Source organism: Kordiimonas lacus (genome assembly GCF_001550055.1).
Classification (GTDB): Bacteria; Pseudomonadota; Alphaproteobacteria; order Sphingomonadales; family Kordiimonadaceae; genus Kordiimonas; species Kordiimonas lacus.
The window spans coordinates 38024-50687 of the sequence record NZ_LRUA01000001.1 but is presented as its reverse complement, the minus strand read 5'-3'; the positions used below and the strand labels follow the sequence as shown (position 1 = coordinate 50687).

Sequence of the window (12664 nt, the reverse complement as noted above, 5' to 3'; positions counted from 1 at the left end):
TTTGTTACTCAGTACAGCGCCAGAACTGGCGAAATTTTTAAGCAGCTTTGGCCGGGATACGCCCGCGGCTGTCGCCTTTGGTGTAGAAGGTCTCGCCTTTGCCCGCCATGTCGCGCAGCAGCTGTGGCGGTGTGAAGCGGGCACCGTAGGCCTGTGCCAGACGGTCTGCTTCTGCCACGAATTCATCAACACCCATGGTGTCGATAAAGCTGAACGGGCCGCCGGTGAAGGGTGCGAAGCCCCAGCCGAAGATGGCGCCAATGTCGCCCGAGGCCGTATCGCGAAGCACGCCTTCTTCGAAGCAGCGGGCGCATTCAACGGCCATGCGAACCATCAGGCGGGATTTCACTTCATTCACGCTTGGCTGGTCATCAGCGAGCGGGAAATGCTCGGCAAGGCCAGGCCACAGGTGCTTGGGGCTGCCGTCTTCAGGATACACATAGGAACCCTTGCCGTTCTTGCGGCCGAAGCGCTCCAGCTCCACAACCATTTTCTCGACAAAGTCGTCGGCTGGTGACGGCACATAGGCGTCGCCCAGTGCTTTCCGTGTCGCCATGCCTACTTTGTAGCTGAGGTCGATCGCCACTTCGTCGCCAACCGCCAGCGGGCCAACCGGCATGCCGGCCATCTTGCCTGCGTTCTCGATAAGGGCAGGGTTCACGCCTTCCTTGACCATCGCATAGCCTTCCTGCACGTACGTGCCGAAGCAGCGACTGGTGTAGAAGCCGCGGCTGTCGTTCACGACAATCGGGGTCTTCTTGATCTGGCTTACATAATCGAGCGCAAGCGCAAGCGTTGCGTCGTCGGTCTTTTCACCCATGATGATCTCCACCAGCGGCATCTTGTCGACCGGCGAGAAGAAGTGAATGCCGATAAACTGGTGCGGGCGGGTAAAGTTTTTCGCCAGACCCGTGATCGGCAGCGTGGAGGTGTTACTTGCGAACACAACATCCTTGCCGATAACCGCTTCGGTCTTCTCGGTCACGTCCTTCTTGATGTCTTCGGCTTCGAACACAGCCTCGATGATCAGGTCGCAGTCCTTCAGGTCGTCATAGCTGTCGGTCGGGATGATGCGCTCGAGAAGGGCGTCGCCTTTCTCTTTCGTCACCTTGCCGCGGCTGATGCCTTTTTCCACGAGCTTGCGGCTATAGTCTTTGCCTTTTTCGGCAGCGGCCATCTCGCGGTCCAGTAGCACCACTTCCATGCCCACTTTGGCGGAAACATAAGCCACGCCCGCGCCCATCAGGCCGGCGCCCAGCATGCCCAGGCGCTTGACTTTCTTGCGCTCGAACCCGTCAGGGCGCAGCGAACCTTTCTCAACCGCCTGCTTGTTGATGAACAGGCTGCGGATCATGTTCGGTGCCACAGGGCCCGAGAGCAGCTTCATGAAATATTTGCTTTCGATCCGGATCGCGGTGTCAAAGTCAACGATGCCGCCTTCATAGAGGCACGACAGGATCGCTTCCACAGCAGGGTAGTTATGCTGTGTTTGCTTCTGTGCCATGGCGTTTGCGCCCACGAAGGTCTGGACGGACGCCGGGTTCATTGCGCCCGCGCCGCCCGGATATTTGAAGCCTTTCTTGTCCCAAGGCGCAAGCGCTGATGGGGACTTCTTGACCCACTCTTTGGCTTTGGCGACAACCTGGTCACCTGGTACCATTTCCTGCACGATGCCAAGGCCAAGGGCGATCTGGCCATTATATGGCTTGCCGGTGGTGATGGCTTGTGCGGCAGCCTGAATGCCTGTCAGGCGGGGCAGGCGCTGTGTGCCGCCGGCACCCGGCAGCAGGCCAACCATCACTTCAGGGAAGCCAAGCTGCATAGCAGGTGTGTCGGAAATCACGCGGTAGTGGCATGCCAGCACCAACTCGAACCCGCCACCAAGGGCGAGGCCGTTCACGGCTGCGGCGAAAGGCTTGGTGCCTTCCTTCATCAGAACCTTGCGGTCCTTGTCGCCGGTTTCCATTTTCCTGAGAATCTTGTTGAGGCGGAAGGCATTTTCAAACGCCTGCTCAGGCGTCTGGTCAGCTTCCTGGGACCCCAGCATGTTGAGGTCAGCGCCCGCAAGGAAGGCGTCCTTGCCGGAGGTGATTACAGCGCCCTTAACGTTTTCGTCAGCCAGCACCTTGTCGACAGTGGCGTCCAGGTCTTCGATCAGCTGGGCGTTAAACACGTTCATGCTGGCGTTTGGCAGGTCGATCGTCAGAAGCGCGATGCCGTCGCCGTCTACTTCGTAGCGAATGGTCTCAGTCATTTTCAATACTCCCCTTGCGCTTCTTAAACACGTTCGATGATGGTTGCGGTGCCCATGCCGGCGCCGATACACAGCGTGGCAAGCGCGGTGGATTTGCCGGAACGCTCCAGCTCATCCAGGACCGTGCCCAGGATCATTGCGCCGGTAGCACCAAGCGGGTGGCCCATGGCAATGGCGCCGCCGTTCACGTTGATGTCGCCGTGGTCGATGTTCAGGGCTTCCATGAAGCGCAGCACCACTGATGCGAAGGCTTCATTGAGTTCCCACACATCAATGTCGGACGTGCTCATGCCGGCCTTCTTCAGCGCTTTCTGGGCCGCGAACTCAGGGCCGGTCAGCATGATGGTCGGCTCAGAGCCGATGGACGCCATGGAGCGGATGCGGGCGCGGGCCTTGAGGCCGAGCTTTTCACCCATTTCCTTGGAACCAACGAGGATGGCAGAGGCGCCGTCCACGATGCCGGACGAGTTGCCCGCGTGGTGCACGTGGTTGATGCGCTCAAACTCAGGGTATTTCTGCAGCGCCACGTTATCAAAGCCGAACTCGCCCATCTGAACGAAGCTTGGTTTCAGCGCGCCAAGGCTTTGCATGGTGGTCTCGGGGCGCATGAACTCGTCGTGGTCCAGCACATTCATGCCAACAACGTCCCGGACCGGCACGATGGATTTCGAGAAGCGCTTGTCGTCCCAGGCGGCTTTCGCACGCTTCTGGCTTTCAACCGCGTAGGCGTCCACGTCGTCGCGGCTGTGGCCGTATTTGGTGGCGATCAGGTCTGCGGAAATGCCTTGCGGCACGAAATAGCTGTGGAAGGCCACGGCCGGGTCTGCCGGCCAGGCGCCGCCGTCGCTGCCCATGGGCACACGGCTCATGCTTTCAACGCCGCCGCCGATGGCCATGTCGGCCTCGCCGGACATGACCTTGGCTGCGGCCACGTTCACGGCCTCAAGGCCGGAAGCACAGAAGCGGTTCAGCTGGAAACCGGCAGTGGTTTCGGCGTAGCCCGCGTTGATGGCGGCAACACGGGCGATATCTGCGCCCTGCTCGCCAACCGGGGCCACACAGCCCAGGATCACGTCATCGACGTTTTCCGTGTCCAGTTCGTTGCGGTCGCGCACGGCCTCAAGAACCTGGGTCGCCAGTTGCATTGGCGTGATTTCGTGAAGGCTGCCATCCTTGCGGCCACGGCCTCGTGGCGTACGGACAGCGTCATAAATATAGGCTTCGGTCATCTTGGATTAACTCCCCTTGAATCCGTGTGCTTAGAAGTTTGCTGCGTCGAGCGCCATGACGTCTTCGGCGCCGGTCTCGAGCTCAGCAAGCAAGGCTTTGATCTCTGGCATGCGACGCTTCATATAGTAGCGACCGGTGGCCAGCTTGTTCTCATAGAAGGTAGGATCAGATGTGCCCGCGTCCAGCGCGTCAGTAGAAACTTTTGCCATCTGGGTCCACATCAGGCCCAACAGGACGTGGCCAAACAGGTGCATGTAAGGCGTGGATGCGGCACCTGCATTGTCCGGGTTGGCCATGCCGTTCTGCATCAGCCACATGGTGGCCTGCTGCAGGTCCTTGAGGCCTTGGCCCAGCGCGTCGGTGAACGGACGCAGGCGGTCGTCGCCTTTGGCGCTTTCGCGAACTTCAGCCGCATATTTGAAGAAAGCCTGCACGCCGCGGCCGCCATTGGCGCCCAACTTGCGGCCCACCAGGTCAAGCGCCTGGATACCGTTGGCGCCTTCATAGATCTGACAGATGCGCGCGTCGCGGACAAACTGTTCCATGCCGGTTTCGGCGATATAGCCGTGGCCACCGAAAATCTGCTGGCTGGATACGCAATATTCGAACCCGCGGTCGGTGAAGACACCCTTGATGATCGGCGTCAGCAGGCTGACCATATCGTCCGCCCACTGGCGCTCTTCTTCGGTTTCTGCCTTGTGCGCCAGATCAACCAGGAGGCCACACCACAGGCTTGCGGCACGGGATGCTTCGTTGAAGGCCTTGGCGTTCATCAGCATGCGGCGTACGTCCGGATGCACGATGATCGGGTCGGCGGCGCCGTCCGGGTTCTTCGGCCCGGTCAGCGAGCGGCCCTGGATGCGGTCACGGGCATATTCAACAGCGTTCTGGTAAGCAACTTCAGAGTTGCCAAGGCCTTGCATGCCCACGCCGATGCGGGCTGCGTTCATCATGATGAACATGGACTTGAGGCCCTTGTGTGGCTCGCCAATCAGATAGCCTTCAGAGCCCTCATAGTTCAGGACACAAGTGGAGTTGCCGTGGATGCCCATCTTTTCTTCGATGGAGGCTACATTCACATTGTTGAACTCGCCCGGGTTTCCGTCAGCGTCCAGCTTGTATTTCGGCACGATAAAGAGGGAGATACCCTTCACGCCCTTCGGTGCATCCGGCAGGCGCGCGAGCACCAGGTGGATGATGTTTTCCGCCAGGTCATGATCGCCCGCGGAGATGAAAATCTTGGTGCCGGAAATGGCGTAGGAGCCATCCTCATTCGGCTCAGCTTTGGTGCGCAGCATGCCAAGGTCGGTACCACAGTGTGGCTCCGTCAGGTTCATGGTGCCTGTCCATTCGCCCGCAACCATTTTCGGCAGGTAGGTTTGTTTCTGCTCGTCCGTGCCGTCGATTGTGATCGCCGCCATGGCGCCAGCACTGAGGCCCGGGTACATGGCGAAAGCGTGGTTCGAGGAAATCATCATTTCTTCAAAACAGAAGCCCAGCACGTGCGGCAGGCCCTGGCCGCCATACTCGGGGTCGGACGTCAGGCTGGACCAGCCGTTCTCGACAAACTTCTGGTAGGCTTCCTTATAGCCCTTGGGCGTGGTTACCGTGCCGTCTTCATGACGCGTACAGCCTTCGCGGTCGCCAGAGTAGTTGATGGGCTGAAGCTCGTTCTCACAGAACTTGGCGCCTTCCTCAAGGATGGCGCTGACAAGATCCGGGGTCGCTTCCGCATAGCCTGGCAGGTTGGAATATTTGCCGATATTCAGCACTTCATTCAGGATAAAGAGCTGGTCTTTCACTGGGGCGCGATAGATTGGCATTTTTGGTCCTCAACTATGTTGGTTGTTCTAGGAATTTATCGAATGGTCGTTACGGCTGATATTTGCCAAGCGGCTGGCCGGTATCCCGGCGCACCCACAAGCCCCGATCCTTGTCGCGGATCAGGTTGGCGATCAGCTCGCAGAATTCTTGCAGTTCTTCGATAGTGGCATTGATGTCGTCCCGCTGGGCTTCAAGGGCCCTGATCCGTTCCCGGCAGCGGTCAACAGTGACGGCGCGCTGGGTCTCACGACCGTCGCCGACATTATAGAGATCGAGCATCTCGCCGATCTCGGACAGTGAAAAGCCCACGCGTTTGCCGCGCAGGATCCAGGCCAGACGCACGCGGTCTTCCTGGCTATAGATTCGGTTCTGGCCCTGGCGCTCGGGCGAAATCAGGCCCTGGTCCTCATAGTGACGAAGCGTTCTTGGCGTCACGCCGAAGTCGCAGGCCAGCTCTTTGATAGAGTAGGATATTGGCTTGTCTGCAGGCATGAAAGGTTCCCTCTAATGTGGTTCATTAGATAGTTGACGTTTACGTTAACGTCAACCGCGATCCAATCACAATTGCTAGACTCTTGGAAATCCTTTATATTTTCTGGACGCATGAGTTTGATTTTGGCCAAAATGGCTTAGCTAATTGGTGGAATCCACTGCGACTCGGCGTCTAAAGGGGGGCGGTGTAAGGCAATTGCCAGCAAAGGGGAGTGATCATGGCACCAAAATTTGAGAGTTTCCGGGAGTTTTTCCCTTATTATCTGGCGGAGCATGCTGACCCGGTCTGTCGGGCGCTGCACTATATGGGCACGACGCTGGCGACACTGGTCATGGTTTATGCCATCTACAGCCAGAACTGGTGGCTGCTTCTGGTGGTGCCGCTGTGTGGTTACAGCTTCGCCTGGGTTGGCCATTTCGTGTTCGAGAAAAACAAGCCTGCGACGTTTGACTATTGGAAGTGGTCGCTGATTGGCGACTATAAGATGTACAGCCTCTGGATCACCGGACGGCTGGGGCCTGCCCTTGAAGATGCGCTTGCTCAATATGGCCGCCGCAACAGTAAAGGCGTAAAAGGCGCATAATGGTTCGCCGCCATTAGGCCTTTGTTTGCATTTTACAATTAGTTTCGGTAGGTCTTTGAGTTAACTCGTCCGCTGTCCATTTTGGAAACCGAAGCAGCATGCCTCTGTATCTACCCATAGCAGAATTGTCGATGAACATCTTTTTGGTCATGGGCATGGGTGCGCTTGTGGGTTTGCTGTCTGGCATTTTCGGCGTCGGTGGCGGCTTCCTGATGACTCCGCTTCTTATATTCGCCGGTGTGCCGCCCGCGGTTGCTGTGGCAACCCAGTCGAACCAGATTACCGCCGCCAGTGTGTCGGGCGTGATTGCGCACTGGAGGCGACAGGGCGTCGATTTCAAAATGGGGGGCGTGCTGATCGCAGGTGGTGGGGTTGGTGCCTTTATCGGCGCTGAAATCTTTACGATTCTGCGCGCGCAGGGGCAGGTGGATCTGATGATCTCCCTGGCTTATGTGGTGTTCCTGGGGCTCATTGGTGGCCTGATGTTCTGGGAGAGCATGCGCGCTATTATTCGCCAGCGGCGGGGTATCGTGCCGCCAAGAAAACCGCGCGAAGAGCGCCACAAGGCGTGGATCCATGCCCTGCCGTTCAAGATGCGTTTCCGCAAATCGCGGCTTTATATCTCCGTGCTGTTGCCGCTGGTGATCGGCTTTTTCGTTGGTGTCTTGTCCGCCATCATGGGTGTCGGCGGCGGCTTCGTGATGGTGCCGGCGATGATCTATCTCCTCAACATGCCCACCAACGTGGTGATTGGCACTTCGCTGCTGCAAATTATCTTTGTCACGGCGCTGACCACTGTTTTCCATTCGGTGAATACGCAGACGGTTGATATTTTCCTGGCCATCCTGCTGCTGCCCGGCGCGGTGATTGGCGCCCAGTTTGGCGTCCGGATCGGCATGAAGCTCAAGGCGGAACAATTGAGGGCCCTGCTTGCCCTGATGGTACTGCTGGTGTGCGCGAAGATGGCTGTGGCGCTGATGGTCGAACCGCCTGAGCTGTATTCCGTGACCGACATGGACGTGATGGGGGAGCATAATTGATGATTGCTCGCCTTGCCATTTTCTGCGGCCTGTTACTGGGTCTCGCCGTGCCGGTGAACGGGCTGGTGACTGACCTTTCAAACAAGCGGATCGAAATTCGCTATAGCTTTTCCGGCGCAGAATTGATCCTTTTTGGCGCTGTTGGTTCCACCAACATCGATGTGCGCCAGGATGACTATGATGTGGTGATTGTGGTGCGCGGGCCTGAATCTGCAGCCGTTGTGCGCAAGAAGGCCAAGGTCGGGGCCATCTGGGTCAATCAGGACAATCTACGCTTTCCGTCCGCACCTGGTTATTATGCGGTTGCAGCCACGCGCCCCCTGAAGGAAATTGCCAACCCGGTCGCTTTCGCATCCTATGGGATCGGCTTCCATAACCTGCCGCTGGTGGCGGAAACAGGTGCGGGCCTCGCCATGCCCGACCCTGAGTTCCGCGATGCGCTTTTCCGTCTCAGAAGCAACGAGGGCCTGTACCGGCAGGAACGCGATGAAGTGGCCATCATTGGCCAGGGCCTGTTCCGCACCAACGTGCATTTGCCCGCGAATGTGCCGGTTGGGGAATTTATCGTGGAGACCTTCATCTTCCAGCACGGCAGCATGCGCTCGCGAAACCGCATTGCGCTGACTGTGGACAAAGAAGGCTTTGAACGTGCAGCCTACAACTTCGCTCATGGCTACCCGTTCTGGTATGGCATTGTGGCTGTGTTTGTGGCTTTGGGGGCCGGCTGGCTCGCGGGTGTCTTGGGCCGCAAATAGAAAGGTATAGGCCGATGGGGGAGGCTGCCACCACTGGCACTCAGGTGTTCAGGGGATACCGCAAAAGAGAAATCCGGATAATCGTCATCACGGCCCTCTGGACGCTCTTTCTTTTCAGCGTGGCCATCCACCCCTATGTGTTCGATATTGACTATGAATATCCCATATTTGCGGGGTTTTTCACCTTAACCCTTACTTTGGGGGTGGGGCCGCTTTTCGTTGTGGTGCAGGACTATTTTATTGCAGACCCGGTGGTGGAAATCACTCCTGATGCTTTACGGCTGGAAGGTCATTCCATACCCTGGGTTAATATCGATGCGGTGCGCCGCAACCCTGAAGGCATCCGGATCGACTATCTGCAGGTGGATTGGGACACATTTCGATTTAAGGAGCCGGAAAACGCAGATATTTATCAGTTGCCGGTGCTGCTGCCCTATGGTGCCGTGAAGGCAAATCCGGATGTTCTCTTTGACGCCATTTATGATGCGTGGGATGCCACGGCGGAACTTCGGCAGATGCTCAAGAAAAATCCGGAATTGCTCTTTCCAGACGAGCAGGCGGAAGAACGGCCGCAAGAGCCAAAGCCGCGCTTCAGGCGTCGTCGGCGTCGCCCTTCCTGATCTCAAATAGATATTTGTCGCCCTCCACGCGGGCCATGACCAGCGTGTGACCAGCCATTGAGCAAAAGGCTGGCATGTCCTGCACCACGGCCGGATCGCTGGCCTCAACCAGCAGCATGTCGCCGGGCGACAGATCATCCAGTTTGCGTCGGGTCCTGAGGACCGGCATGGGACACAGCATGCCCGTAACATCCAGATGGGCTGCGAACCGTTCGTCGGTATCATCCATTTTTCATAACCCTAACCCAATGGGTGACTGTACCGTCGCGGCGGGACCGCGCGTTGCCTTAAGTGCCAAGTTTACGCGCTATTTCTATATAGCGCGTTAACAGCGGCGCTATATAGAAGGCATGCAAGTGCTTGGCAAGGCGGGGGTTAGTCCTCGAGGATGCCCAGGCGGAGGGCGCTTGGCAGGATTTCACGGGTGCTTGTCACTTCAAGCGCGTCTTTCAGTTCCTTGATATGGAACGATACCGTCGGCGCGCTGACGCCTAGGCGGTCAGCAATCTGGCCGTTCGTGAGCCCCGCATTCAGCTGCTGCAGCACCTCAAGCGGTCGGCCCTTGATGCCCACGCTGGCGGCACGTTCGGTACGCTCAAGCGGCTGATAGAATGTGTGCATATAGAGACTGGCCAGGTGCACTTCGTCGCCATGCATTTTCATGATGTTCTTCAGTTTATCGAACGGATGCTCGCAGTGCAGCGTTACTTCACCGTGACCGCGCCCGAACGGATGCCTGAGCGGGAAGCCTACGGCGGAAAAGATGCCATAGTGCTCGGCTCTTTGGAGCAGGAAATCGAAGCCTTCGAAGTTGGGGTCGCGCGGGTCCAGAAGCTCCCGTGCCATATACAGCGGCTGCATGGACCGCTTCTCGATCTGGTGGATCATCGGGTCCACCTTCTCATACTTCCGACTCAGATATTCTTCTACGCCTTCTTTAGGCATGCTGGTGATCCAGGTGCGACCAGCAAGGGAAACCCGCACGTGCGTGTCCTTGCCATTGTCGGTCTCCACCCGCGAATTGATTGGCGCATAGCTATAGCCATAGGTGGCGCACTTGAAACCGCGGTCGCTGACAAAATCCAGGAACAGTTGCCACACATCGTGGCTGGTATCGACCGCCTCCAGCTGGCCGATTAGAGTGCTGACACTTTCCACAAAAGAGTCTCCGTTTGGTGATCGGTATGATTATCTTTTTTTGTAAGAATGAGCAGAACAGCCGCTATTTCAAGGAAATATAGACATTTGAAATGTTTTTGTCGCCCTCCGATTGCGTATTTTTCGGGGGGTCCGGGCGCACACATAAATAAAGCCCGCCCTGGGTGAGGGCGGGCTTTTACCGGGTTGGGTGTTCCCGGTAAAACGGACGGAACGGTTGGGTGCCGGGTGCTGAGAGTTGTTCCGTCCGCAAACTCGAAACTGAAACTGTACTTAGTGGACGATGGTCCGGCGTGTTTTAAACGAGTCTGCTGCGATGGTGGTCAGATGCTCATGGATCGATAGCCAAAGATCGAACCCCTCTTCGTCGCCAATCGCCTTCATCTTCGATAGAGCCTCATCTGCATAGTCCAGCGCCTTGGGGCCCAAGTTCTTCAGAAGGTTCTCGGCAACGAGACCAAAATAATAGTTTGGATCGAATGGCAGGGACTGTTGCATCTGAAGACCTCCTAGAAGCGGCGTTTTAAACTTGCCCTCTTTATCAGCAACAGGCGTGCCAACTTTTGGCCTTTAGGGTTTTCAAGGGGTTGGGCGAAAAGCACCCTTATTGTGTCACCCGTTTTGCGTGTGAGCGGACAAAGCTGCCGGGTGAAAGCTGCCGCCCCTTGGCAAGGCTTGCCGTGCCAAATTGGAGCAGTGATCTTGAGGAATTCAGGCGTCTAGCAGGTGCAGGAGCGGCGGCACATGGCGCCAGGGGTGTGCTGCCTGGATGCGCGGGATGGTGGCCACCGGCAGGCCGGTCAGGCGCTCTATTTCATTCGCTGTTTCAGCCAGGTCCGGGTTGGCGTAAAGCGTGCCGGGCGCGCTTTCACTGACCACAATCGCCCGTACCTTCAGGCCGCGCGCCTGCATGGCCTCCAGCGTACTGATGGTATGGGAGATGGTGCCCAGATAGCTGCCTGCAACCAGGATGCTCTCCAGTCCCAGGTCGGTAATCCAGTCAACTACAAGCCGGCCATCAGCAAGGGGTACGAAAGACCCACCAACCCCTTCGATCAGGGTAAAGTTATCACTTTCAAGTGCCCCCCGGCAGACCTGTATGACAGCATCATAATCCAGCGTTCGGCCCTCGGCCTTGGCCGCCATGGTGGGGGCCAGCGGCGCCTTGAAGCGGAAAGGGGAGATCTGGTCAAAAGTCGTGTCATTGATGGGCAAGCCAAGGGCCTGTGCGATCACGGCGGTGTCGCTGTCGGCCATGGTGTCAACGTCCAGGCCGCTGATGATGGGCTTGAGTGCTTGAAGCGGTCTGTCTGCCTCACGCGCTTGATGGCACAGCGCGGCGGTCACCAGCGTTTTGCCGATTTCCGTACCGGTTGCAGTGATGAAAAGCCCTGCCATATCAGCCCCCCAAACCCAGCTTTTGGCATACCTCAATCAGCCGCGCGACATCTGCATCCCGGTGGCTTGCGGAAAAGCTGAAGCGCAGGCGGGAGGTGCCTTCAGGCACGGTGGGCGGGCGGAAAGCGATGACTTTGAAGCCTTCCCTGGTCAGCTGTTCTGACGCGTCCAGGGCGTCGGTTTCCGTGCCGATCACAAGTGGTACGATGGGTGTCTCGGGTCTGGGTAGGCCCAGCACTTCGGCAAATACCTGCGCGAGCTTGACCGGGCGCGCCACCATGGCAGCGTCGGTTTCGATCAGCTCAAGCGCCTTCAGGCTCGCGCCAACAGCGGCGGGTGGCAGGCCGGTGGTATAGATGAAAGACCGCGCGCGGGTCTTGATCAGGTCGATCACCGGCTTTGATGCTGCCAGATAGCCGCCATAGGACCCGACAGCCTTCGAGAGTGTGCCCATCTGCAGTGGGACAAGGCCTTCCGCCCCCGTGGCGTACATGGACCCGCGTCCCCCACCAATGGTCCCCAGCGCATGGGCGTCGTCGTTCATCAGCCAGGCATCATGGTCTCTGGCCAGCAGGCCGAGATCCTTGAGGGGGGCGATATCACCGTCCATGGAATAGACCCCGTCCACCACCATCAGGCAGCGGCTATGGGCGGCGCGGTGCTTGGCCAGAAGCTCCGCAGCGTGGGCGACATCATTATGGCGGAAGAATTTCACCGTGGCGCGTGACAGTTGCATGCCCGCATGGATGCAGGTGTGCACCAGCTCATCCGCGATGATCAGGTCGTCCTTGCCCACAAGCGTCGGGATAATGCCAACATTCGCCAGATAGCCTGAGCCGAACACCGCCGCATCTTCCGTGCCTTTGATGGAAGCAATCTTCTCTTCGAGCGTCCGGTACAAGGGGTGGTTGCCGGTTACCAGCCGGCTGGCGCCTGATCCTGCGCCATATTCGTCTGCCGCCGCCTTGGCAGCCAGCACCACGTCCGGGTGGGTCGACAGGCCCAGATAGTCATTGTCTGTGAAGCTGATGAGTGGGGCGCCGCCGTTCACCGACAGCGCCATGGCGGCAGACCGGGCCGTGTCCACCAGCGTGCGGCGCTGGTTCCTGGCCTCGAGGGCTGCCAGCTTGCCGAAGGCGAAATCTGACAGGCTGTCGGAAGGGTTGACTGATTGACTGTCTGGGCTGGACATGGCGGCTTTCACATTCTGTTGCATGGGGGTGACTTAAGCACTGTCCGGCGTCCAGTCAATGGGCCTTTTTCCTTGACTTCGCGGCCTATCCCCGCACATTAGCGGCCAAATAAAACC

Annotated in this window: 13 protein-coding genes; 4 read left to right on the top strand and 9 right to left on the bottom strand. The window is 58.1% G+C overall.

The window, feature by feature from the left end; all coding sequences use genetic code 11:
- Positions 1–37: 37 nt before the first annotated feature.
- The 4 genes from KORLAC_RS00210 to KORLAC_RS00195 are packed head-to-tail and all read right to left on the bottom strand — an operon-like array spanning position 38 to position 5800.
- Positions 38–2254: a 3-hydroxyacyl-CoA dehydrogenase NAD-binding domain-containing protein gene (locus KORLAC_RS00210; RefSeq protein WP_068301009.1), complete on the bottom strand. Its 2217-nt coding sequence runs from the start codon at positions 2252–2254 to the stop codon at positions 38–40.
- Positions 2255–2277: 23 nt separating this feature from the next.
- Complete coding sequence (locus tag KORLAC_RS00205) at positions 2278–3483, bottom strand: acetyl-CoA C-acetyltransferase (protein ID WP_068301006.1); 1206 nt, start codon at positions 3481–3483, stop codon at positions 2278–2280.
- A gap of 30 nt (positions 3484–3513) precedes the next feature.
- Positions 3514–5307 carry an acyl-CoA dehydrogenase C-terminal domain-containing protein gene (locus KORLAC_RS00200; RefSeq protein ID WP_068301001.1) on the bottom strand — a complete coding sequence of 598 codons (1794 nt, stop codon included), beginning with the start codon at positions 5305–5307 and terminating at the stop codon, positions 3514–3516.
- 49 nt (positions 5308–5356) lie between these two features.
- Entirely contained in the window at positions 5357–5800 is a 444-nt protein-coding gene (locus KORLAC_RS00195; RefSeq protein ID WP_068300995.1) for a MerR family transcriptional regulator, read from the bottom strand.
- Positions 5801–6018: 218 nt separating this feature from the next.
- Here KORLAC_RS00195 and KORLAC_RS00190 point away from each other — a divergent pair, with 218 nt between their 5' ends.
- From KORLAC_RS00190 to KORLAC_RS00175, 4 genes are all read left to right on the top strand, one after another.
- Positions 6019–6384, top strand: coding sequence for an Mpo1-like protein (locus KORLAC_RS00190; protein ID WP_068300991.1), 366 nt, complete (start codon positions 6019–6021; stop codon positions 6382–6384).
- 98 nt (positions 6385–6482) lie between these two features.
- Positions 6483–7424, top strand: a complete 942-nt coding sequence (locus KORLAC_RS00185) for a sulfite exporter TauE/SafE family protein (RefSeq protein WP_068300988.1) — start codon at positions 6483–6485, stop codon at positions 7422–7424.
- Entirely contained in the window at positions 7424–8179 is a 756-nt protein-coding gene (locus KORLAC_RS00180; protein WP_068300985.1) for a TIGR02186 family protein, read from the top strand. Before KORLAC_RS00185 ends, KORLAC_RS00180 begins: the two co-directional genes overlap by 1 nt.
- 14 nt (positions 8180–8193) lie before the next feature.
- Entirely contained in the window at positions 8194–8799 is a 606-nt protein-coding gene (locus KORLAC_RS00175) for a hypothetical protein (protein WP_068300982.1), read from the top strand.
- Here KORLAC_RS00175 and KORLAC_RS00170 read toward each other — a convergent pair.
- The 5 genes from KORLAC_RS00170 to KORLAC_RS00150 form a co-directional block, all read right to left on the bottom strand.
- On the bottom strand, positions 8771–9028 hold the full coding sequence (locus KORLAC_RS00170; RefSeq protein ID WP_068300979.1) for a sulfurtransferase TusA family protein: 258 nt from the start codon (positions 9026–9028) through the stop codon (positions 8771–8773). The genes KORLAC_RS00175 and KORLAC_RS00170 overlap by 29 nt on opposite strands.
- Before the next feature lie 146 nt (positions 9029–9174).
- Positions 9175–9957: a helix-turn-helix transcriptional regulator gene (locus KORLAC_RS00165; protein ID WP_068300976.1), complete on the bottom strand. Its 783-nt coding sequence runs from the start codon at positions 9955–9957 to the stop codon at positions 9175–9177.
- Positions 9958–10230: 273 nt separating this feature from the next.
- On the bottom strand, positions 10231–10455 hold the full coding sequence (locus KORLAC_RS00160) for a hypothetical protein (RefSeq protein WP_068300965.1): 225 nt from the start codon (positions 10453–10455) through the stop codon (positions 10231–10233).
- Positions 10456–10668: 213 nt separating this feature from the next.
- Positions 10669–11355 (bottom strand): dethiobiotin synthase, encoded by a 687-nt coding sequence (gene bioD, locus KORLAC_RS00155; RefSeq protein WP_068300963.1) that lies wholly within the window; start codon positions 11353–11355, stop codon positions 10669–10671.
- A gap of 1 nt (position 11356) precedes the next feature.
- Entirely contained in the window at positions 11357–12547 is a 1191-nt protein-coding gene (locus KORLAC_RS00150) for an aminotransferase class I/II-fold pyridoxal phosphate-dependent enzyme (protein ID WP_068301474.1), read from the bottom strand.
- Between the last annotated feature and the right edge of the window lie 117 nt (positions 12548–12664).

What these genes read in the sequence shown, in the direction of transcription:
- KORLAC_RS00160 (WP_068300965.1), bottom strand. Translation starts at nt 10,455, where the DNA reads ATGCAACAGTCCCTGCCATTCGATCCAAACTATTATTTTGGTCTCGTT.
- KORLAC_RS00175 (WP_068300982.1), top strand. Translation starts at nt 8,194, where the DNA reads ATGGGGGAGGCTGCCACCACTGGCACTCAGGTGTTCAGGGGATACCGC.
- KORLAC_RS00195 (WP_068300995.1), bottom strand. Translation starts at nt 5,800, where the DNA reads ATGCCTGCAGACAAGCCAATATCCTACTCTATCAAAGAGCTGGCCTGC.
- KORLAC_RS00150 (WP_068301474.1), bottom strand. Translation starts at nt 12,547, where the DNA reads ATGTCCAGCCCAGACAGTCAATCAGTCAACCCTTCCGACAGCCTGTCA.
- KORLAC_RS00200 (WP_068301001.1), bottom strand. Translation starts at nt 5,307, where the DNA reads ATGCCAATCTATCGCGCCCCAGTGAAAGACCAGCTCTTTATCCTGAAT.
- KORLAC_RS00210 (WP_068301009.1), bottom strand. Translation starts at nt 2,254, where the DNA reads ATGACTGAGACCATTCGCTACGAAGTAGACGGCGACGGCATCGCGCTT.
- KORLAC_RS00180 (WP_068300985.1), top strand. Translation starts at nt 7,424, where the DNA reads ATGATTGCTCGCCTTGCCATTTTCTGCGGCCTGTTACTGGGTCTCGCC.
- KORLAC_RS00190 (WP_068300991.1), top strand. Translation starts at nt 6,019, where the DNA reads ATGGCACCAAAATTTGAGAGTTTCCGGGAGTTTTTCCCTTATTATCTG.
- KORLAC_RS00170 (WP_068300979.1), bottom strand. Translation starts at nt 9,028, where the DNA reads ATGGATGATACCGACGAACGGTTCGCAGCCCATCTGGATGTTACGGGC.
- KORLAC_RS00205 (WP_068301006.1), bottom strand. Translation starts at nt 3,483, where the DNA reads ATGACCGAAGCCTATATTTATGACGCTGTCCGTACGCCACGAGGCCGT.
- bioD (WP_068300963.1), bottom strand. Translation starts at nt 11,355, where the DNA reads ATGGCAGGGCTTTTCATCACTGCAACCGGTACGGAAATCGGCAAAACG.
- KORLAC_RS00185 (WP_068300988.1), top strand. Translation starts at nt 6,483, where the DNA reads ATGCCTCTGTATCTACCCATAGCAGAATTGTCGATGAACATCTTTTTG.